The organism is Nocardiopsis akebiae (assembly GCF_018316795.1).
Lineage (GTDB): Bacteria > Actinomycetota > Actinomycetes > Streptosporangiales > Streptosporangiaceae > Nocardiopsis > Nocardiopsis dassonvillei.
In genome coordinates this window covers 1,807,767-1,827,968 of sequence record NZ_CP074132.1, presented here as the reverse complement: position 1 = coordinate 1,827,968, position 20,202 = coordinate 1,807,767, and the positions used below count along the sequence as shown (strand labels likewise).

The 20,202-nt window shown below is 71.0% G+C and carries 15 protein-coding genes; 11 read left to right on the top strand and 4 right to left on the bottom strand.

Annotated elements, in window-relative coordinates; genetic code table 11:
- Positions 1-932: 932 nt before the first annotated feature.
- The 3 genes from KGD83_RS28940 to KGD83_RS07825 all read right to left on the bottom strand — a co-directional run bounded on the left by KGD83_RS28940 (position 933) and on the right by KGD83_RS07825 (position 5,867).
- On the bottom strand, positions 933-4,109 hold the full coding sequence (locus tag KGD83_RS28940; RefSeq protein ID WP_256448849.1) for an RHS repeat-associated core domain-containing protein: 3,177 nt from the start codon (positions 4,107-4,109) through the stop codon (positions 933-935).
- A 573-nt stretch (positions 4,110-4,682) separates the two neighbouring features.
- The gene (locus KGD83_RS07830) at positions 4,683-4,946 is read right to left on the bottom strand and encodes a hypothetical protein (protein WP_212644649.1); all 264 of its coding nucleotides are present in this window, start codon (positions 4,944-4,946) and stop codon (positions 4,683-4,685) included.
- 54 nt (positions 4,947-5,000) lie between these two features.
- Positions 5,001-5,867, bottom strand: coding sequence for a phosphotransferase family protein (locus tag KGD83_RS07825; protein ID WP_212643193.1), 867 nt, complete (start codon positions 5,865-5,867; stop codon positions 5,001-5,003).
- 259 nt (positions 5,868-6,126) lie between these two features.
- On the opposite strand from KGD83_RS07825, the gene KGD83_RS07820 reads away from it, so the two are divergent.
- The 4 genes from KGD83_RS07820 to KGD83_RS07805 are packed head-to-tail and all read left to right on the top strand — an operon-like array spanning position 6,127 to position 8,980.
- Positions 6,127-6,771: a HemK2/MTQ2 family protein methyltransferase gene (locus KGD83_RS07820; protein WP_212644313.1), complete on the top strand. Its 645-nt coding sequence runs from the start codon at positions 6,127-6,129 to the stop codon at positions 6,769-6,771.
- Positions 6,764-6,979, top strand: a complete 216-nt coding sequence (locus KGD83_RS07815) for a CDGSH iron-sulfur domain-containing protein (RefSeq protein ID WP_212643192.1) — start codon at positions 6,764-6,766, stop codon at positions 6,977-6,979. Before KGD83_RS07820 ends, KGD83_RS07815 begins: the two co-directional genes overlap by 8 nt.
- On the top strand, positions 6,976-7,971 hold the full coding sequence (locus KGD83_RS07810) for an iron-containing redox enzyme family protein (RefSeq protein ID WP_212643191.1): 996 nt from the start codon (positions 6,976-6,978) through the stop codon (positions 7,969-7,971). Before KGD83_RS07815 ends, KGD83_RS07810 begins: the two co-directional genes overlap by 4 nt.
- A gap of 7 nt (positions 7,972-7,978) precedes the next feature.
- Positions 7,979-8,980 carry an L-histidine N(alpha)-methyltransferase gene (locus KGD83_RS07805; RefSeq protein ID WP_212643190.1) on the top strand — a complete coding sequence of 334 codons (1,002 nt, stop codon included), beginning with the start codon at positions 7,979-7,981 and terminating at the stop codon, positions 8,978-8,980.
- A gap of 62 nt (positions 8,981-9,042) precedes the next feature.
- On the opposite strand, the gene KGD83_RS07800 is transcribed toward KGD83_RS07805, so the two are convergent.
- A complete protein-coding gene (locus KGD83_RS07800) occupies positions 9,043-10,866 on the bottom strand; it encodes a calcineurin-like phosphoesterase C-terminal domain-containing protein (protein ID WP_212643189.1) in 1,824 nt (607 codons plus the stop codon).
- Positions 10,867-12,155: 1,289 nt separating this feature from the next.
- Between KGD83_RS07800 and KGD83_RS07795 the strand changes: the two genes are divergently transcribed.
- From KGD83_RS07795 to KGD83_RS07765, 7 genes are all read left to right on the top strand, one after another.
- Positions 12,156-12,680, top strand: a complete 525-nt coding sequence (locus tag KGD83_RS07795) for a PadR family transcriptional regulator (protein ID WP_212643188.1) — start codon at positions 12,156-12,158, stop codon at positions 12,678-12,680.
- Positions 12,677-13,393 carry an ABC transporter ATP-binding protein gene (locus KGD83_RS07790; protein ID WP_212643187.1) on the top strand — a complete coding sequence of 239 codons (717 nt, stop codon included), beginning with the start codon at positions 12,677-12,679 and terminating at the stop codon, positions 13,391-13,393. The genes KGD83_RS07795 and KGD83_RS07790 overlap by 4 nt, the downstream gene beginning before the upstream one ends.
- Positions 13,390-15,705 (top strand): ABC transporter permease, encoded by a 2,316-nt coding sequence (locus tag KGD83_RS07785; protein WP_212643186.1) that lies wholly within the window; start codon positions 13,390-13,392, stop codon positions 15,703-15,705. Before KGD83_RS07790 ends, KGD83_RS07785 begins: the two co-directional genes overlap by 4 nt.
- A 578-nt stretch (positions 15,706-16,283) precedes the next feature.
- Entirely contained in the window at positions 16,284-16,568 is a 285-nt protein-coding gene (locus KGD83_RS07780) for a hypothetical protein (RefSeq protein ID WP_212643185.1), read from the top strand.
- Positions 16,561-17,613, top strand: coding sequence for a polyprenyl synthetase family protein (locus KGD83_RS07775; protein ID WP_212643184.1), 1,053 nt, complete (start codon positions 16,561-16,563; stop codon positions 17,611-17,613). Before KGD83_RS07780 ends, KGD83_RS07775 begins: the two co-directional genes overlap by 8 nt.
- A gap of 17 nt (positions 17,614-17,630) precedes the next feature.
- Positions 17,631-18,794, top strand: coding sequence for an oxygenase MpaB family protein (locus KGD83_RS07770; protein WP_212643183.1), 1,164 nt, complete (start codon positions 17,631-17,633; stop codon positions 18,792-18,794).
- Positions 18,795-19,043: 249 nt separating this feature from the next.
- Positions 19,044-20,027: a PfkB family carbohydrate kinase gene (locus tag KGD83_RS07765; protein WP_212643182.1), complete on the top strand. Its 984-nt coding sequence runs from the start codon at positions 19,044-19,046 to the stop codon at positions 20,025-20,027.
- The last annotated feature ends 175 nt before the right edge of the window (positions 20,028-20,202 follow it).

Below are 20,202 nucleotides of genomic sequence, written 5' to 3'. Positions count from 1 at the left end.
GCGCAAGAAGGAGGAAAACCGACACAAAGAAAACCCGAAAGCAAACCATGGTCAGGATATGATTTTTGGTGGGGCCCCCGGGAGAAGGGTTGACCATTTCACTTCCACCTTTCCGCCTTCCTTCTTAATTTAATTTTTTGACACTGCCCCCCAAGGCAACCTATCGTTGCACTGGAGCCTCCTGGGTGCCATACCCCGAATCACAGGAACTATGACGCTCACTACGAACCATTCATGGCGGCCGACCGCAGAAAAGCAGAGCCTGCGGCCGACCGCACACACGTTAACTTCCTGTGGTGAACTGGACAGACGACCACAGGTTGCCGTACCTACCGAAGAACGGTCCTGCGGTGCCTGAAACGAGACCAGACCACATACCACTCGTGACCTGCTGATTATTCCCACCCGCAAGCGCGGCACCAGCGGCACCGCCGCCAGCCGACCATCAGCCACCTGCATCACACCGAGAACGGTTGCCAGAAATAGAATGGACACGAAAACACCAAGTCGCACCCCAACTTCAAAAATAAGATAAATGCACCCCCGCCAACCTCCCGTCACTCACCCCCGTTCACCGACTCCCTTTTCTTTTTTCTCCATTTCAGAATCGCAGGAAAGGCGAACACGAAGAAAAGAACAAGAACGACAATGCAATAGTATATTGCAAAAGTATAGTCCTGATTGAACCCCCTCCAGATTCCATACAAGATCAGACCAAAAATCGATCCGGACTTGACGATCGCCATTCGGCGGAGCTGTTTTTCAGTGGGATCCTCTGGATATGGAATCATTTTGACTTCACTTTCTGAAAATTATTTCCATGCATTCTATCAGTCAGCGTCCCACATGAATACTGCACTTGAGGCGCGGGGCCGCCCAACCCGGCTTGAGCGCTGGACGGCCCCGCGGCTTCAGATAAATCAGAGCTATGGCTATGAACTTGGTGGAACGATGCTGTGCATACCGATCAGAGTTCCCCAAGGCCCCAGAGGGGCCAACAGGCTTCCTTCAACAAGCCCTGACCACATGGCGCTTTCAGCGTCCTGAGCGGAACCGCCAGCTATGGTCGCACCTGCGGCGCCGCCCCCCGCTGCCCAAAACCCCGCAGTCAACGACATGGCAGCCGCGCACGCGAGCGAGGCGATACATCCAGCCCCGAAAAGCGCGGCGGCTCCAGCTCCGGCCACAGCAGCACCTACCGAACCACCCCAAGCAGCTGCTGACATCAGTCCGAGTGGGTCGGTGTTGTTGATCGGGTCGCCCATGCCGTAGGCGTAGTTGTTCATCTCCTGCCGGGACGGATCCGGCTGGGTGAAGTTGAGCGTGTTCGTGTCATAGAACCGGTATCCCAGATGCACCGTCCCGTCCTGGAACTGGTAGGCGCCCGTGAACCCGAACGGGTTCAACGACGCCGCCCCGCTCTGACCGGAAGCTTCCACGGACCGCTCACCGAAGGGTGTGTAGTCATAGACCACGTCCGGGCTCTCGGCTTCGGAACCCTCGGCGGTGATGGCGAGCACCGTGTTCTGGTGGTCGGTGGTGAAGTGGAACCGCTCCTGTCCGTCCCAGGCCACCATCGAGATCAGCTCACCGTTGGCGTCGCGCACGAAGCTGGTGCGCTCACCCTCGGAGGCGACGTTGGTGACCCCGAGCGCGGTGTTGGACAACTGACGGTCGACCCGCTCGCCCTCGTGCACGTCGGTGATGCCGCGCATCTGGGTCTGGTTGGTGGTGTCGTAGCTGATGCTGGTGGCCAGGTCCGCGTCATCGTCCGCGGTCAGGAACTGGTTGGTGAGGCTGTACTCCAGCACCCGGCCGCCCCGGGAGGTCATGTTCCCGGCCTCGTCGTGGCCCACCTCTTCGCCGCGGGCGTCGGTGACCTGGTCGGCGTCGTTGTAGGCCAGGTCCTCCCCGTCCGCGCTGGTCAGGTTCCCGGCGTCGTCGTAGGCGTAGTCGGTCTGGCCGTTGCTGGTCAGGCGGTCCAGGCCGTCGTAGGTGAAGGTCTCGGTCTCACCGTCGATGGTGCGGGACTGCAACTGGTCGCTGTCGGAGCCCTCGCTGGTCGTCCAGGAGTAGGAGGCCTCCAACAGGGTCTGCTCGGCCGCGCCGGTGGTGGTGATCGCGGTCAGGCGCCCGGAGTCGTCGTAGGCGCGGTCCTCGCTGGCCCCGTCGGGATGGGTGGTGTTGGTGCGCTGGTTGTTCTCGTCGTGGTCGAAGGTGGTCTCGGCACCGGTGTGGTCGGTCAGTGAGGTCAGCCGGAACGCGGCGTCGTAGGTGTAGGTCGTGGTCTTGCCGTGTTCGGTGAACGCGGTCAGGTTGCCGACCGTGTCGTAGGCGTAGGCGGTGGTCTCGCTTCCGCTGGAGTCGGTGCGCACGCTCTGGAGCAGGTCGCCGCGGCCGTCGTAGGCGAACTCCACACTGACCTGGTCGGTGTGGGTCGCCACCTGGCGGCCATTGCCGTCGTATTCGATGGCCTGCAACACATCGCCGTCGTGGGAGATGGACACGACCCGGTCCAGGCGGTCGTAGCCGTACTCCAACCTCACACCGTTGCCGTCGGTGACCGAGGTGAGGCGCGACAGCGAGTCGTAGGTGTAGGACGTCTCACCCACGGGACCCGGCTCGGACATGCCGGTCATGTTGCCCACGTCGTCGTAGGAGTAGGTGGTGCGGTTGCCGCGTGCGTCGGTGGCCGAGGAGACGGTGCCGTTGTGGTGGTAGTTCATCGCGGCGACCGTGATGTCCTCGGCCTCGGAGCGGGCCCGCACCATGTTCCCGGCCTCGTCGTAGGTGAGGGAGAGCTCGTTGCCGTCCGGGCCGGTGAAGGAGGTGGGTTTGGCCGGGTTGATGGCGTCGCCGTAGCCGACCGACGTTGAAGCTCCGGTGGGCAGTTCGGTGCCGATGAGGTTGTTGGCGTCGTCGTAGTCGTAGGTGACTGAGGCTTCCAACGCGTCGGTGGTGGTGGCGATGTCGGAGTTGGCCGTCCAGGTTTGGGAGCGGGTGTTGTCGACCTGGTCGGTCGCCGAGGTTTGGCGGCCGGAGTCGTCGAATTCCAGGGTGGACTCGCCGCCGCCCGGGTCGGTGACGGTGGTCTGGCCGTCTTCGTGGTCGTAGGACCAGGTCGCGCCGTTCTCGCCGTGGGGTTCGGTGAAGGAGGTCACCCGGCCCTGGGCGTCGTAGGACAGCTTCCAGGTGGCGCCTTCGGCGTCGGTGATGGAGGTGAGGTAGCCGCCGGTGTAGCCGAAGGCGATCTCGTTGCCGGCCCGGTCGGTCAGGCCGCTGGGGTGGCGGGTGGAGTCGTCGGCGTAGGTGTAGGCCACCGCGGTCTCGCCGGTGGGGTCGGTGACCTGGGTGGGTCGGTGCTCGTCCCAGGACAGGGAGGTGGTGCGGCCCTGGGAGTCGTTCACCGCGGCCAGGTCACCATTGGTGGTGTAGCGGAAGTCGTTGGTGTTGCCGTTGCGGTCGGCGTGGGTGATGGCCCACCCGTTAGCGTCGAAGTGCCAGACCTCGTCGGCGAATTCACCACGGGTGTAGGTCAGCGCGTAGTGGCCGTTGGACAGCTCGGTCAAGGTGGCGTTGAGTCCGGCGGGGGTGTCGAACTCACCGTCCCCGTTCTCCATGAACTCATCGCACGATCCGGTGGGGCCGTGGAAGGCGACCCGGTCGGACTCGAACTTGAGCCCGATGTCGCGCCCGTAGGAGAGCTTCCACTGGGTGTTGAGGTCGCGGGAGTTGTAGACGCTGTTGAGACCCATGTGCACACCGGTGCCGCGGATGGTCATGTCGCGGTGGCGGATGACAGCGTTGCCGCTGTCCAGGTTGATGTCCACGTCCAGGCGATCGCTGATCTGGTGGCGCTCCATCGGATACCACGAGGCCAGACCCAGGTTCTCCCCGCCCGAGGAGCAGGACCAGTCCGGGCTGCGCCGGTTCTCGGCCCCACCGTCGTCGGTTCCGGGCGGTGTCCAGGGCTCGGCGGGCGGGTCCTGGCCCACTGCCTCGGTGGAGGCCTCACCGGGTTCCCAGGTATCGGGGATGGCGACGGTGCGATCACGAGGCGAGTGGGGGTCGGTATCGGCCAGGGCCGGGGGCGCGGACAGCAGCCCCAAAAGGAGGGTAGAGGCGGCCGTACAGGCCGCCAAAGACCAGGGGATGTGTCTTCTCACGAGGGGAATCGCTCCCAGGGTAGGGACGTGCACGGGTGCTACCCGAACATGACGGCCCTGGGGTGCGGGGACCGTCTCCGGGGGCTCAGGCACCCGGTACGTTACGAAACCCCACCCCGCGAGCACCATGAGCCCAGGGTGAAGAGCGTGACCCTGGGTGAGAGGGACCTTCGGCAAGTTTGACCACGGGTGCAACGGAAAGTGACCGCGTTCACGCACGTGAACACGCACGCCCGCGGAAACGGAGCGCTGCCTTCGCCAGATGCCGTCCCTGAGTCCCACTGGGCTCGGTGGCCGAAACCGGCCCCGACGACAACAGTTGCCAGGCGACAAAATGGCGGGAAAGGCGTGATGCTCACCGGAGTGGGCACTTCCCTGAAGCAACCTCCAGGGAACCTTTGATCCGATCGGCTATCGGCCCCGAGCGCGAGGAAACCCCAGGCCAGTCGGGGTGAACCCGTGCACTGGCCTGGGGTCGGTGACGCCGTATGGCTCGGGGTGTGCTCGCCGGTTCGGCTACCCGGCCCTCACCGGAGCCGGGCCGCGCAGCAGCGCGGCGATGGCCTCGGCCGCCGCTTCGGCCACGTCCGGGAACACCGACCGGTAGGTGTCCGGGGCGAAGACCGGGCCGCTGCCCGTCAACGCCGCCCCGGCCTCGTTGAGGGTGACGGCGCGCTGCCCGGCCGGTCGCCCGCACCAGCGGGTCCGGGCGGTCAGCGCTGCGGAGAGGGTGCTGGGCAGGGTGGCGCGGATGCGGTGCTCGGTGGCCGGCCGGACCACCCGCTCCCCCTTCACCGGGTTCCGGACGTTGGCGTCATTCGCCTTCGGCGGCCGCTACAGGCCGCCCGGCCGCTTGTTCACCGTGTCGGGCGTCGGCCACGGAGGACCGCCGCGCAGGGCGCGCAGGAGCTCCTCTCCGAAGCGCCTTCCGTTCGGAAACTCGTCGCCGCGGTCCCAGCGCCACGCCGCGACCATCGCGAGGACGAGCTGTCGGCACTCGTTCAGGAGCCCCTGGTCGATGTTCGGGTAGTGCTCGCAGACCTCCTCGGGCACATGGGCGAGGTCGAACTCCACGGGCCCTCGGCAGCACGTTTCCAGGTCGATGAACAACGGGCCGATCCGCGTGCTGAGCACGTTGCCCGGGTGCGGCTCTCCGTGGAGCAGCTGCTCGACGGCGCCGCGCTCCCCGATCGTCCGTCGCAGGTCCGCCAGCCTGCCGCTGAGGAAGACGCGGTCCGCCTCGGCCAGCTCCGGTGAGCGGTCCGGATCGGCGACGATGTCCTGCGCCTGCGTGATCCGGTCCGTGAACCGCGGGCTCGGCACATCGACCCGGCGCATGCCGGCGTGCAGCAGTTCCAGAGCCTCGGCGCACTCGGCCGGTGGGACGCGGGGCGTTACGGGCTCGTAGTAGGTCCACAGCGTGACCGCGAAGCCGTCGCGCGTGTACACGCGCGGGTCCGCCCGGGGCTCAAGAGGGCACACCGGGCTCCCCACCGCGACGAGCCGCTGAGCCAGTGCCACTTCGAACCGCGCGACCTCCCGTCCCACGGGGGCGACCCGGGCGAAGACGTCGCACGGGGTCAGCCGCAGCGCCAGCTTGTTCGAGTTGTGGAGCACGGTCGCGCCGCTGGTCGGCAGGCCGAGCGACGCGGCGACCGAGATAGCGGCGGCCTTCGCGCGAGTGACGTCGGACATTTCCATTCTCAGATCCTGGCGTACCGGCCGCCGGTGGTCTCCCCCTTTTTCCGCGCCGAGCGCGGGGTGGCTCGGTCCTCGTGAGCGTCGGCGTAGCGCTGGAAGTCCGGGAAGCTCCTCCCGGGCCGGGGCGGGGACCACGGGCCGCCCATTCGGCGAACGCCCCTCCCGCAAGCACGTCACCCATGGTCACCGGCTATCACGCACAGGGCCCGCGCTGCGGTTGGAGGGTTCGGGACCGGGTAGTGGTTGCCCCATGCTGCTGATGAGGCCACCGGGTGTTTACCCAGCTCAGGAGGACACCTCCTTGCTCCGCACCGTGCTGCGCCAGCACGGCCGGGTCGCCGGGCGCTCCGTCCTCGACGTCGGTTCGGGCACCGGGGCGCTGGGCATCGAGGCCTTCCGCGCCGGTGCGGCCAGCCTCACCTCGATCGACCTGTCGCGCCGCTCGGTGCTGGCGAGCTGGCTCAACAGCCGGCTGCACGGGGTCCCGGCGAAGGTCCGGCGCGGCGACCTGTTCGCTCCCGTGGCCCCGCACCGCTTCGACCTCGTGCTCGCCAACCCGCCCTACATGCCCGCTCCCGGTCGGCGGCTGCCCCGACACCGGATGGCCAGGTGCTGGGACGCGGGGCCGGACGGGCGGATCCTGCTGGACCGCATCTGCGCGGGGGCGGCCTCGGTGCTCAGCGAGGACGGCGCGCTGCTGCTCGTGCAGTCCGAGCTCGCGGACGAGCAGGCGACGTTGGAACAGCTCAGGAAGGCCGGGCTGGTGCCAGAGGTCCTCGCGAGGGCCCGTATCCCGTTCGGTCCGGTGCTGCGCGCGCGTGCCGCGGCGCTGCGCACCCGAGGACTGCTCGGCCCGGACCAGACGGAGGAGGAACTAGTGGTCATCGAGGCGCGCCATGGCTGAGGACCGCCGCCGGATCGTCGTCACCGACGACGGCCCGGTCCTCGTCTACGGTCCGGTCGACGTGGAGACGCCCGACGGGACGCGTGTGCGCAGCGACCGGGCGGTCACCGCGCTGTGCGTGTGCGGCCGCAGCAGGCGCCGCCCGTTCTGCGACACCAGCCACCGTCGGCGTGTACGCGGCGACGGAGGGAAGGAGCACGGCCCATGACCACGACGACGCCGGAGGCGCCGACCCTGCCCGCCCCCCGCGGCCCGGTCTCCGAGGCGGTTCTGGAAGCGCTGCGCGGGAACCGGACCGGGCTCCCCCGGGTGGACGGCTCCCCTCCCTACGGTGAGGACCTCCAGCTCGCCCTCTACTGCTGCTACGAGCTCCACTACCGCGGGTTCGGGGGAGTCGACGCCGACCGCGAGTGGGACCCGGCGCTGCTGGCACTGCGCGCCGAACTGGAAGGGGCCTTCCTCGGCGCGCTCAGGGACGAGGTGGCCCCGGGCGCGGACGTCGAGAGCGAGATCGGTGCGCTGCTGGTGGAGCACGTCGACGCGTTCGGCGCCTCCCACCACCTGCGCCGCCACGGGCAGTTGTGGCAGCTGCGCGAGTACGTCGCCCTCCGCTCGCTCTACCACCTGAAGGAGGCCGACCCGCAGACCTTCGTCATCCCGCGCCTGCACGGCCCCGCCAAGGCGGCCCTCGTGACCGTGCAGCACGACGAGTACGGCGCGGGAGACCCGGAGCGGACGCACTCCACGCTCTTCGCCGACATGATGGCCGAACTGGGCCTGTGCGCGGACTACGGCGCCTACCTCGACTCCGCCCCCGCCGAGATGCTGGCCGAGGTCAACTTCATGTCGCTGTGCGGTCTGCACCGCGGGTTGCGCGGGGCGCTGATCGGGCAGTTCGCCACCGTCGAGCTCACCTCCTCCCCCGGCTCGGACCGGCTGGTCAAGGCCATGAGGAGGCTGGACTGCGGTCCGGCCGCCATCCGGTTCTACGCCGAGCACGTCGAAGCCGACGCGGTGCACGAGCAGCTCCTGCGGCGCGAGGTGATCGCGCCGCTGCTGAGCACCGAACCCGAGCTGGCCTCCGACATCGTGTTCGGCGTCCGCGCCAGCACTCTCCTGGCCACGCGGCTGGAGGAGTACCTCCTGCGCCGGTGGAGCCGGGGCGAGTCGAGCTTGCGCGAAGCGACGGGACGGACGTGAGGAGACCATGAGAACACCTGGACCAGCGGTGCGGGCCCGTGTCCTTCCGCTCGCCGACAGGGGCGACGCGGTGCCGGACGACACCGTGGTGCGCGACTGCCTGCGGCGGTCGCCGCCCCGGCTGCCGCCCTGGCTCGGCTACGACGCGGTCGGCTCCGCGCTGTTCGAGCGGATCACCGAGCTGCCCACCTACTACCTGACCCGGGTGGAACGCGACCTGTTGGAGCGCCACTCCGCGGAGATCGCCGAACTGCTCGCCTGCGGGCGCGTCGCCGAGCTGGGCAGCGGAAGCGCGAAGAAGACACGGCTGCTGCTGGAGAGCTGTCTGCGCCTGCGCGAGACCGCCTACCTGCCGATCGACGTCGACCGGGGCATGTTGGAGTCCAGCGGCGCCGAGTTGTGCGAGGAGCTGGACCGGCTGGAGGTCACGGGCCTGTGGGGACGCTACGAAGCCGGTCTGGACTGGCTGCGCACCCACCCCGGTGAGCCGCTGGCGATCGTCTTCCTCGGCAGCAGCTTCGGCAACGCCACCCGCGGGGAACGCGACGCGCTGCTGGGCGAGATCGCCCGGACCCTGCGCCCGGGCGAGGCCTTCCTGGTCTCCGCCGACCTGGACAAGGGCCGCGAGGCCCTGGAGACCTGCTACAACGATCCCGCCGGGCACTCGGCCTTCGCCGACTTCCGGCTCAACTACCTCACCCGGTTGAACGACCTCTACGGCGCCGACTTCGTGCTCGACGACTTCGTCCCGGAGGCGCGCTACGACGCGGACACCGCCACTGTGGAGGGGCGTCTTCTCGCCCGGGCCGACCGGGCGGTGCCCGTACCGGGTCTGGGGCTGACCGTGCGGGTGCCGCGCGGGCGGTTCGTCAACGTCGGCTACTCGGTGAAGTTCGACGTTCAGGGGCTGGCCGACGAGGTGGGGGCGCACGGTTTCGGTCTGGGGGCCCGGTGGCTGGACCCCGATGCGCGGTACGGGCTGTTCCTCTTCCGCCGCGACGGGGGATGAACGGCCGAGGCGAAGGGCCGCCACCCGTGCGGGGTGGCGGCCCTCCTGCCGCGAAGGCGCGACTACCTCCGGCCGACGACCTCGAACTCGAGGACGTCGGTGAACTCGCGGCCGTAGGCGTCGGTCGCGGTCACCTCGGCGGTGTGCTCACCGGTGTGCAGGTTCCTGGGCAGGTCGAACCGCCACAGGTGCATCGTCCGGTCGGCGAGGCTGCCGCCGTGGACGAGCTGCTGCGCGACCGCGTACGGGTCGGAGTACTCGACGCCGACGTTGACGGCCTCGCCCTCCATCTGCTGGGTGCGGGAGGCCTCCCGGGCCGGTCCGCCGTCGATGCCGACCTCGACCGTCGAGCCGGTGGAGCCGAAGAAGAAGTTGGTCGTCAGCCAGCTTCCGTGGGCCAGGTCCCTGCGGTCGACCACCAGGGGCTCCTCCAGCTCGGGGGCCTCGCCCACCGGGTTGCCGTTCCACTCCTGGCGCGCCTCGACCCACTCGCGGTAGGTCGGGCTGTTGATGCCCAGCTGCGTCTGCACGTCGTCGGACTCGCCGGTGACGGTGTAGCGCTCCTGGAACTCGCTGCCCTGGATGTCCAGCGTGACCACGCCGGGGCGTCCGCCGTCGCGGCCGATCGCGGTCGGGTAGCCCTCCTCTCCGATCGCGCCGGAGTACCAGTCACCCGAGATCGCGCCCGCGGTGATGTGGGGGAACGGCAGGCCCTCGACACCGAACAGGTCGTTCCAGCCCTTGGCTCCGTCACCGGTCTTGAGGTTCTCGATGCTGTGGCTGTGGCCGGACACCGCCACGGCGCTGCGGCCCTCCAGCAGCTCGTGCACGCGCCGGACCTGGTCGGTCTGGTGCACCGGGGAGGTGGAGTCGGCGTAGTTGAGCAGACCGATGTGGCTGGCGACGACGACGAGCTTGTCGGGGTCGACGTTGGCCAGGTCGCGTTCGAGCCAGGCGAGCTGGTCCTCGTCGAGGCGGCCGTTGTAGGACGGGTCGCCCTCCGGGTCGGCGCAGTGCGCCTCGATGCCCGCGGGGCTGTCCTCGGCCGCGACGCACGGGTACTCGACGGTGTTGAGCGCGATGATGTGCGTGTCGCCGACGTCGTAGGAGTAGTACTCCGGAGCCAGCTGCGCGCGGTAGGTGTCGAAGGAGTGCTCGGAGTCCGGGGCGTCGAAGTCGAGGTCGTGGTTACCCGGAAGGAAGCGGGCCGGACCGTTGGTCTCGGCGACCAGGTCCTTGATCTCGGGGTAGAGCGACAGGTCGTCGCCCACGACGTCGCCGACGAACAGCGTGCCGCAGCCGGCGTAGTCGTGGCGCGCGGCCAGGTCGGCGATGGCGCCGTCGCGCGCGTACCCGATCTCCTGCCGGTCGTAGGTCTGCAGGTCTCCGGCCATGACGCAGCTCTGCGCGTCGGTAGCGGTCAGCTCGCTCTCCACCAGCGGGAAGTTGACCGCGGACGGCAGGGGTCCGGTCGGCTCGATCCCGCCGTAGCGCAGTTCCGGCGACCCCTCGGGCAGGTGGTTGTAGTGGAACTGCGGGATGTTGTGCTCGTCCATCGGCACCTGGTAGCCCGACGGCTGCGTGATGGACACCGTCATGTTGTCGAACGCGGGCAGTTCGTAACGGCCCTCGCCGTCGGTCAGCACCACGTCGCGGCCGTTGGTGACCATGACGCCGGACAGACCGGCCTCCTCGCCGTCGCTGGCGCTGTCCCGGTCGGCGTCGACGAACACCTGGCCGGTCAGCACCGCGTCGTCGGCGGCTCCGGTCGGGGTGTGGACCACCTCGATCTCACCGCGGTAGGCGGTGTCGTCGAGGTTCTCCGACGGCGCCGCCGCGGCCGGGGCGGACACCGCGGTCAGGGAACCGGCGACGACGGCGGCCATCGAGGCCGCCAGCGCCGCGCGAGAGTAACGGCGTGTCCGCGGAGCACTCGGCGTTTGCGCACGTCGTGAATGTGTCGTTGGCATGCAGTTGCCTCCGGTCTGCGGGGGAGGGGGAGCAAAACCGGCCAGGGGGACCGGCGGGAAGCAACCTTTCTAGATATGGCTGAACAAAGGCCCAGTTGTCGGCCAACAGTCGGCCACCAGGCGGTGACCACTGGCGCGGCGCACTGATTATTCTCAGCCAGTTCTATCCCCATACGTTGTGAATGGCTAGGGCCGTCCGGGCGTTCTCTCCGTTCCCTTCCGGACTGGCTCGGGTCCTGCTTTCGGGACGGCCGCGAGGTTCATGCGGCCTCCTGGCACACTTGTTTCCGAGAAAGTTCCGAAGCCGGGGGCCAGGCGTCGCTGACAAATGTCCGCGCACGTCAGCTAATGTCTACGCACGTCGGCCCGGGAAGCAAGGCGCAACTCCGTACACGCCGAAAAACCTCGCGGAGCGGTGTCGGACAGCGCCCCCGGCCGCCCCGGACGACACGCCCCTCCGGTGACGAAACCGGCACCGTGCGGCGTGCACCGAGGTGAACGGCGCGTTTCCTGACCCGGGACTCCGACCCCGTCGACGGGTTCCGTCCCCTGCCCCGCCGCCCCTCGGTGGACCCGTCGCCCGCGGCGACACCACGACCGGTGCCACCCTCGCGCGCCGCGGCCCTTTCCTGTACCCTCTTCGTGGTCGCTTTTCGGATAAGCGGGAAGGTGCGAGCGAAGATCGAGGCACTGGTTCCGATCAGTCTGGCTTCGTCTTTCAGGGGCCATTACCTCTGGCGGAGCACGCCCGAGAACTCGCACTCCAACTCGGCCCAGCGACACTCCTGCAGTTCCTTCTCACCATCGCCGCGGGCCTGTTCACCTGCAAAGTCGCCTGGGGTACCGCTGATCTGCTCGTGAGAATCCTCAGGCACAAGGCCGTACAACGGTGGCCGGGCCTGGCGGCGGAAAAGCCGCGTCGCGGTCCGGCCGGAACAGGGGAATCCGTCCGGGGGCCGGCGGCGATCCGCAACGGGGTCCACGGCGATGTCGGGGGCGTCGTGGTCCAGGCCGGGCGCATAGACCGGCTCCACGTCCACCCCCGCGGCTGCGCGGCCCCGAAGGACTGCCCCGGCCCGGCGGCCGCCGGGCCGCCGGAGAACGACCCCGCCTGAGCGGACCCCCTGGAGGCGCGGACCGCGCCCGGGAACGGGACGCATCGTCCCTTCTGCACCCATCTATACACATTGTGTATAGTCGCCGCCATGTCTATCGGCAACACGCTGCTCGGTCTGCTCGAATCGGGCCCCCGCCACGGGTACGACCTCAAACGCCTCTTCGACGAGCGGTTCGGGCAGGACCGGCCGCTGCACTACGGACAGGTCTACTCGACGATGTCGCGCCTGCTCAGGAACGGCCTGGTCGAGGTGGACGGCGTGGAGACCGGCGGCGGCCCCGAGCGCAAGCGCTACGCCGTCACCGACGCCGGTGTCACCGACGTCGGCCGCTGGCTCTCCACGCCGGAGAGCCCCGAGCCCTACCTCCAGAGCACCCTGTACGCCAAGGTCGTGCTGGCGCTGCTGACCGGCCGTGACGCCGCCGGGCTGCTGGACGTCCAGCGGGCCGAGCACCTGCGCCTGATGCGTGAGCTCACCCGCCGCAAGAGGGGCGGCGACCTCGCGGACCAGCTCGTCTGCGACCACGCCCTGTTCCACCTGGAGGCCGACATCCGGTGGCTGGAGCTGACGGCCAGCCGCCTGGACCGGCTCGCCGGGGAGGTCGGCGGGTGAGCGGCACCAACGCGGCGGAGGGCGCGGGAGCCCTGCTCACCGCCACCAGGCTCCGCAAGTACTTCGGTTCGACCGCCGCGCTGAACGGAACGGACTTCAGCATCGGCTCCGGCGAGGTCGTCGCCGTCATGGGCCCGTCCGGTTCCGGCAAGTCAACGCTGCTGCACTGCCTGGCGGGCATCCTCGACCTCGACGGCGGCACCGTGCACTACGACGGGCGTGAGCTGTCGGCCCTGTCCGACGCAGAGCGCAGCAGGCTCAGACGCAGCGACTTCGGCTTCGTCTTCCAGTTCGGCCAGCTCGTCCCCGAACTGACCTGCGCGGAGAACGTGGCGCTCCCCCTGCGCCTGACCGGCGTCGCCCGCAGGAGCGCGGAGGCCTCCGCGGCGGAGTGGATGGCCCGCCTGGAGGTGGACGACGTGCGCGACAAGCGCCCCGGCCAGGTGTCCGGCGGGCAGAGGCAGCGGGTGGCCATCGCGCGGGCGCTGGTGGCCGGGCCCCGGCTGCTCTTCGCCGACGAGCCCACCGGCGCGCTGGACTCGCTCAACGGGGAGCGCGCCATGGAGCTGCTCACGGGCGCGGCCCGTGACACCGGAGCCGCGGTCGTCCTGGTCACCCACGACGTCCGGGTGGCCGCCTACTCCGACCGCGAGGTCGTCGTCCGCGACGGCCAGGCCCTCGGCGCCGCCACCGGGCCCATGGGGGCGACGTGATCGGCCGGTGGTACCGGGACCTGGCCATGGGCGCCGGGCTCACCCTGGGCGGCGGGCGGGTCGGCTGGACGGGGACGCTGCTCACCGCGCTGGGCGTGGGTCTGGGGGTGATGGTGCTCCTGCTGGCCGCCGCGGCGCCCTCGGCGCGCGCGGCGGGCCAGGAACGGATGGACGCGCGGGCACCGGTGTACCTGGAGCGGGACGCGCCGACCGGCGACGCCGCGGTCCTGGCGGCCCCCCGGGTCGTCGAGTACCGGGGCGACATGTTCACGGGCATGCTGCTCGAAGCGCCCGAAGACCCGGGGCCGGACGTGCGCCCGCCGGGGATCGACCGGCTGCCGGAGGCGGGCGAACTCCACGTCTCCCCCGCCCTGCGCGACCTCCTGGCCTCCCCCGGGGGCGCCCTGCTCGCCGAGCGGTTCGACGGCGCCGCGGTCACCGGCCTGATCGGCGCCGAGGGGCTGCGGGGGCCGCACGAGCTCTACTTCTACCTGGGCACGGACTCCCTCTCCCGGTCCCCGCTCCCGCACGCCGCCTCCGGCTTCGGCGCGGACCTGCGGGACGGCGGCATGTCCGCGGTCCTCGTCCTGCTCATCGTCGTCGTCATCGTGGTTCTGCTGCTGCCGATCGCCGCGTTCGTCCTCACCGCGACGCGCTTCGGGGCCGAGCGGCGCGACCAGCGCCTGGCCGCGCTGCGGCTGGTGGGCGCGGACAGGGCGATGACGCGCAGGATCGCCGCGGGCGAGTCCCTGGTCGGCGCGGTCCTGGGCCTGGTCCTGGGCTCCGGGTTCTTCCTGGTGGCGCGGACCTTCGCCGACGACGTGCGGCTCCCGGGCCCGGGCGTGCAGCCCGCGGACCTCACACCGGTGCCGCTGCTCGCCGCCCTCGTCGTGGTGCTCGTCCCGGCCAGCGCCGTCCTGGCGACGCTCCTGGCCCTGCGGGGGGTCGAGGCGGGTCCGCTGGGCGTCTTCCGGGAGGGCACCGATAGGGGGCGGCGGCTGTGGTGGCGCGCGGCGGTCCTGGCCGTCGGCTGCGCGGTCCTGGCCGTGCTCGGGCGGGGCGCGGACTCCGAGGGCGCGGAGTGGGCCGTCGCCGCCGGTGCGGCGGCGGCCCTGACGGGGTTCACCCTGCTGCTGCCGTGGGTGGTCGAGGCCGTGGTGGGCCGACTGCGCGGCGGTCCGCTGTCGTGGCAGATGGCCACGCGGCGCCTCCAGCTGAACAGCGGGATCGCGGCCCGCACCGTCAGCGGAGTCACCCTCGCCGTGGCCGGGGCGATCGCGCTCCAGATGCTGTTCTCCGCGATCGACGCCCAGGTCCCCTCCGACGGCGGCCGGGAGCCCGGCCGGGCGGGGATGATCGCCTCGGCCACGGTGGGGAGCCGCGCCGAGGCCGCGGAGTTCGCCCGCGACGTCGACGGCGCCAGGGGTGTGGAGTCCTCCTCCCCCTTCCTGCTGGCCCACCTCCCCCCGGCGGACGCCCCGCCCGGCGCCGACGACCCGTCGCGGACGCGGACGGTGGTCGTCGCCGACTGCGCGACCCTGGGCGGGCTCATCACGTTCTCCTCGTGCGCCGACGGCGACGCCTTCGTCGCGGGTGAGGGGGCCTCCGCCGTGCGCGCGGGGGACCGCCTGGACCTCGGCAACGCCCCTCGGGGCGGCTCCGCCTCCGGGTCCCGCCCCTGGACCGTCCCGCCGCTGCGCGAGGCCGAGGCCGCGGACGACCTGGTCGGGCAGGAGTACCGGGGACTGTTCGTCACCCCGTCCGCCCTTCCTGTCGAGGAGCTGGAGTACCTCCAGTCCACGGTGTTCGTCACCCTGGACGGGAGCGCCCCGGACGCGGTCGAGCACGTGCGCAACCACGTCGGAATCGACAGCCCCGGCACCTATCTGCGCGTACTGCACCAGGAGGGCGGCGGCACCCTGTTGACGTCCATCGGCGACGCGCTCCGGGCCGGTGCGGTCCTCACCATGCTGGTGATCGGGGCGAGCATGGTCGTCTCCACGGTGGAGCAACTGCGGGAGCGCAGGCGGCAGCTCTCGGTGCTGGTCGCCTTCGGGACGAGCCGTGCCACGCTCGCCGCGTCGGTGCTGTGGCAGACCGCGATCCCGGTCGTGCTCGGCCTGGTGATCGCCGTCGGGGGCGGGACCGGGCTCGGGCTCCTCCTGCTGCGGGTGGCCGACCTCCCGGTCGCCGACTGGCTGGGGTTCCTGCCGCTCGTGGGCGCCGGATTCGGCGTGATCGCGCTGGTGACGCTGGCGAGCCTGCCCTACCTGTGGCGGATGACGAACCCCGAGGGCCTGCGCACCGAGTGAGGCCGGGGAGCGCGGCGGGGTCGTGGAACCGGTGTCCGCGGCCCCGCCGTTCGTCCGGGCGCCGGTAGCGCCGGAGGCCCCGCTTCGAGGGGACCGCGGAAAAACTCGTATCGCCCATATCGACTTTTGTCCGTCATGGAGTCAAACGCGTTTTCCGTGACCCCCGGACGCGAACCCCCTCCAGGATCCACCGCCCCGGAAGCGTCCCGGAATCCGGGGAGGAGCGCCGTGGTGCGAGCAGGATTCCGGCGTTCCGGACCGCCCCCCTTCGAAGTTCGGCCCGGCCCCAACACCGAAGAAAACTGTGGCGACAACCTGCGAGAACACGGACAATCCGCATGACGCCACCGGCTTTTATCCACCCGTGTCCTTTTACTCCTTTCCCTTGTTCCCGCCGACTTCCACCAAACCGAACCAGATCACACCATTGCGTTGACAAAAACCGCGATGGCCGAAGATGATCACTCCACAAGTACCGCGCGGCGGACCTCCGGCCGCCCGGACGGCGCCCTTCCCCGGGCACCGCCGTTTCCGGACGCCGTCCTTTCCGCGCCGATCGGGAACAGGGGGTGTACGCCGTGGCGCACACCGATGACGAAGCGGGCGCCGACCGCGCGCGGGAGCCGCTGCTGGTCGCGGCAGGGGCGGCCGACCTGGCATGGAGCGGGATCGGCGCGGCCCTGCGGGGAGCGCGGTCGGTGCTGGGCCGGTCGGACCTGGCCGAGCTGGTCCGGGACGGTCGGCGGGACCTGCGCGAGCGCGGCGAACTGGCGCTGCGGCGGTACGCTCCGACGGCCGAGTCCCACATGGAGCTGCTCGCCCGGCGGGCCGCCGCCTCCCGTCCCGGCCAGAGCGATGGCTGAGACCGGGGAGCAGGCCCTGCTCCGGACACGGGTGGACACCGAACTCCGGGAGTTCGCGCGCCGGGAGACGGACCGGCTCCTCGCCGTCGACGCCGACCTGCTGCCGGTGGCCGAGCAGCTGGACGTGGCGGTGACCGGGGGCAAGCGCCTGCGCGCGTCGTTCTGCTACTGGGGGTGGCGCGCGGCCGGGCAGCCGGACAGCGACGCGCTGGTCAGGGCAGCCGCCGCGATGGAGCTGGTGCACGCCGCGGCCGTCGTCCACGACGACCTCATCGACGAGAGCCCGATGCGGCACGGCGTGCCGAGCGCACACGTCGCCCTGCGCGCGGCGTTCACCGGCAGGCCCAGGCCCCACGCCGGGAGCCGCGCCCTGGCCCTGCTGACCGGCGACCTGCTCATGTCGTGGGCCGCGGAGCTGTTCCTGTGCTGCGGCCTTCCCTCGGCCTACCTCTCCCGCGCCCGTGAGCTGTGGCTGGTCATGGCCCGGGAGCTGATCGCCGGGGAGTGCCTGGAGGTCCTGCGCACCGGCTCGCCGCCCGACACGGGCCGCTCGCTCCAGGTGGTCCGGTACAAGACGGCCAAGTACACCGTCGAGCACCCCCTGCGCATCGGCGGTGCGCTGGCCGGCGCCCCGGGCGCGGTGATGGAGGCCTTCACCGCCTACGGGCTCCCCCTGGGCGAGGCCTTCCAGCTGCGGGACGACCTGCTGGGGTTGTTCGGCGATCCGGAGCTCACCGGCAAGTCGAACCTGGACGACGTCCGGGGCAACCGGCCCACCGTCCTGCTCGCCGAGACCTGGTCGGCCGCCACCGCGGCCGAGCGCCGGGAGCTGCGCGGCCTGCTCGGCCGCCGCCGCCTGGACGGGGAGGGCCTGTCCAGGGTCCGGTCGATCATGCGGCGCACCGGGGCGCCAGAGCGCGTCGAGGAGATGATCGGCGAGCGCGTCCGGGCCGCGACCGACGCCCTCGACCGCGCCGACCTGCCGGACGGGGCCTCCGCCGCCCTGTCGCAGATGGTGACCTCGGCCGCGGCCCGACACTCCTGACCCCAGGAAGGGATCCCATGTCCTACACACCGGAGTCCATGGACGCGCTGCGTCTGATGGGCGACGAACTCGCCGACGCGACGGTGGAGACGCTCTTCGAACGCGGGGAGGTCGGCAAGTTCAACACGCTCATGCGCTACTTCTCCAACGCCGGACAGGACCTGCCCGACGGGCTGCCCGACGTCGCCCGCGAGTACCTGCACGCCACGGCCGCGCCGCCCTCCTGGGTCGACTGGGACGAGATGGAGAGGGCCCGTCTGTTCTTCATCGACAACAACGTGCACGTCTCCACCGCCCTGGCCTTCTCGTCGATGCCCGCCTGCTACGTCGTCCCGCACGTGGCCAGGCTGCTCAGCGCCACCCACGCCCTGGAGTACCCCTCGCGGCGCATGGCCGAGACCGGGCAGTTCACCGTGTACCTGATGCGGCCCGACGCGTTCGAGGCGGGGAGCCGGTTCGTCCCCGCGGCCCAGAAGGTGCGCCTGCTGCACGCCTCCATCCGCTACCACATGCGCCGCGAGGACCGCTGGGACGTGGACGCGCTCGGCACCCCGATCTGCCAGGAGGACATGATCGGCGGCCAGATGATGTTCTCCATCCAGGTCCTGGACGCCCTGCACCGGCTGGGCGTGCACATGACGGCCGAGGGCGCGGAGTCCTACTACTACGCCTGGCGCGTCGTCGGCGCCATGCTCGGCGTCGGCACCGAACACGCTCCGGCAGACGTGGCGAGTGCCCGCGAGTTCTCCGACCTGTACATGACCCGGTACATGGGCCCCTCCGAGGAGGGGGCGCACCTGACCCGCCAGCTCATCGACCTCTACGAGGAGGTCGTGCCCGGAACCCTCCTCGACCCGGTGGTCGCCGCCCTCATCCGCTACCTCATCGGCGACACCTGCGCCGACTGGCTCCGGGTTCCGCGCAGCGCCTGGGACACGGCCGTCAAGGCCTCCCCCGCCCTGCTCGGGGTCCTCGAACGCGTCGAGGACGGCTCCCCGCTGGGCGCGTGGGCCCTGGACCGCCTCGGGCACGTCACCACCCGCCTGGAGCTGAGTTCCCTCACCCGGGGCCGGGTCATGCAGTACGCCATCCCCGAACGGCTCAGGGACGAGTACGGCGTCCCCTCCCGCGCCCCCCGCGCCCAGCGCTGGACCCCGCCGCCCCCGGTTCCCCAGCTCTAGGGACGGACGGCCGGTCCCGCGCGCCGGTCACCGGCCTCCGGTGACCCCTGAGGACGCGGTGGCCCCTGCACCTCCTGTGATCACGGCGGACCGGGAGGCCTCCGCCGGGAGGCCCCCGAATGCGGCGGAGGCCGCCGGGGGACACGCCCTCCCCCGGCAGCGGCCCACCCGGTGAGTCCCCTCCGCGGTCGCCGCTGGGATGATCGCGGGGCCGACGCCACGGTCGGCGCAGTCGAGGGGAGCCCTGCCGTGACCGGACGCCTTGTGCACGTGGGACCGGTGATCATCGACGTCGTGATGGCGGTCGACGCCCTCCCCCGGGCCGGGGAGGGCGTGTTCGCCTCCTCCGCCCGGACCCTGGTCGGGGGCGGTTTCAACGTCGTCGCCGCCGCGGCGCGCGCGGGCATGGAGGTGGTCTACGCGGGGGCGCACGGAACCGGGCCCCACGGGGACCTGGCCCGGGCCGCGCTGCGCTCCGAAGGGGTGGCGGTGGCGCACGCCCCCTCCCCCGACGCGGACACCGGCTTCTGCGTGGCCCTGGTGGACGGCGACGCCGAACGCACCTTCGTCACCCGGCTGGGCGCCGAGATGGACCTGTCCCTGGACCGGCTGCGCGCCCTCCGGCCCGAACCGGGGGACTTCGTCTACACGGTGGGGTACTCGCTGCTGCCCGGGCCGCGCGCCGACGACCTGCTCACCTGGATCGGCGGGCTCCCGGAGGGGGTGCGCCTGGTCCTGGACCCGGCTCCGGTCGTGGGCGACGTCCCCGGGCCGACCCTGGACCGGGTCCTGGCCCGCGTGGACCTGCTCAGCCTCAGCGCCGCCGAGGCCGCGACCGTGACCGGGCGCTCAGTCCCCGAGGAGGCCGCCGCGCTCCTGCTCCCCCGCATCCGTCCCGGCGGCACGGTGGTCGTGCGCGACTCCGCGCGGGGCTGCGCGGTGGCCGGGACCGGTGGCGGGGACGGGACCGTGTCCGGGGGCTCCGCCGCCCGGCGCGTGCCCGGTTTTGCCGTGCGCGCCGTGGACACCAACGGCGCGGGCGACGCGCACGTGGGCGTGTTCACCGCCGCCGTGGCAGAGGGCATGGACCCGCTGTCAGCCGCACGCAGGGCCAACGCGGCCGCCGCCCTGGCCGTCACCCGCCGCGGCCCGGCCACCTGCCCCACCGCCAAGGAGACGGACGTCTTCCTGGAGGAGGCCGAGGGCGACGGGGTCCCCGACCGGGGCCGGTGATCCGGCCGGGAGCGCCGCCGGTGAGCCGACCGGGAGCACCGCCGGTGGGCGGTGCGGGGCGGCGCCGCACCCGCCTTCACCCGCCTTCACCCGCCTTCACCCGCCGGAAGCAACCACCGTTCCCACCTGCGGTTTTCGGGACGCGTCCTGACCCCCGGCTTGCCGCCGGGCGATC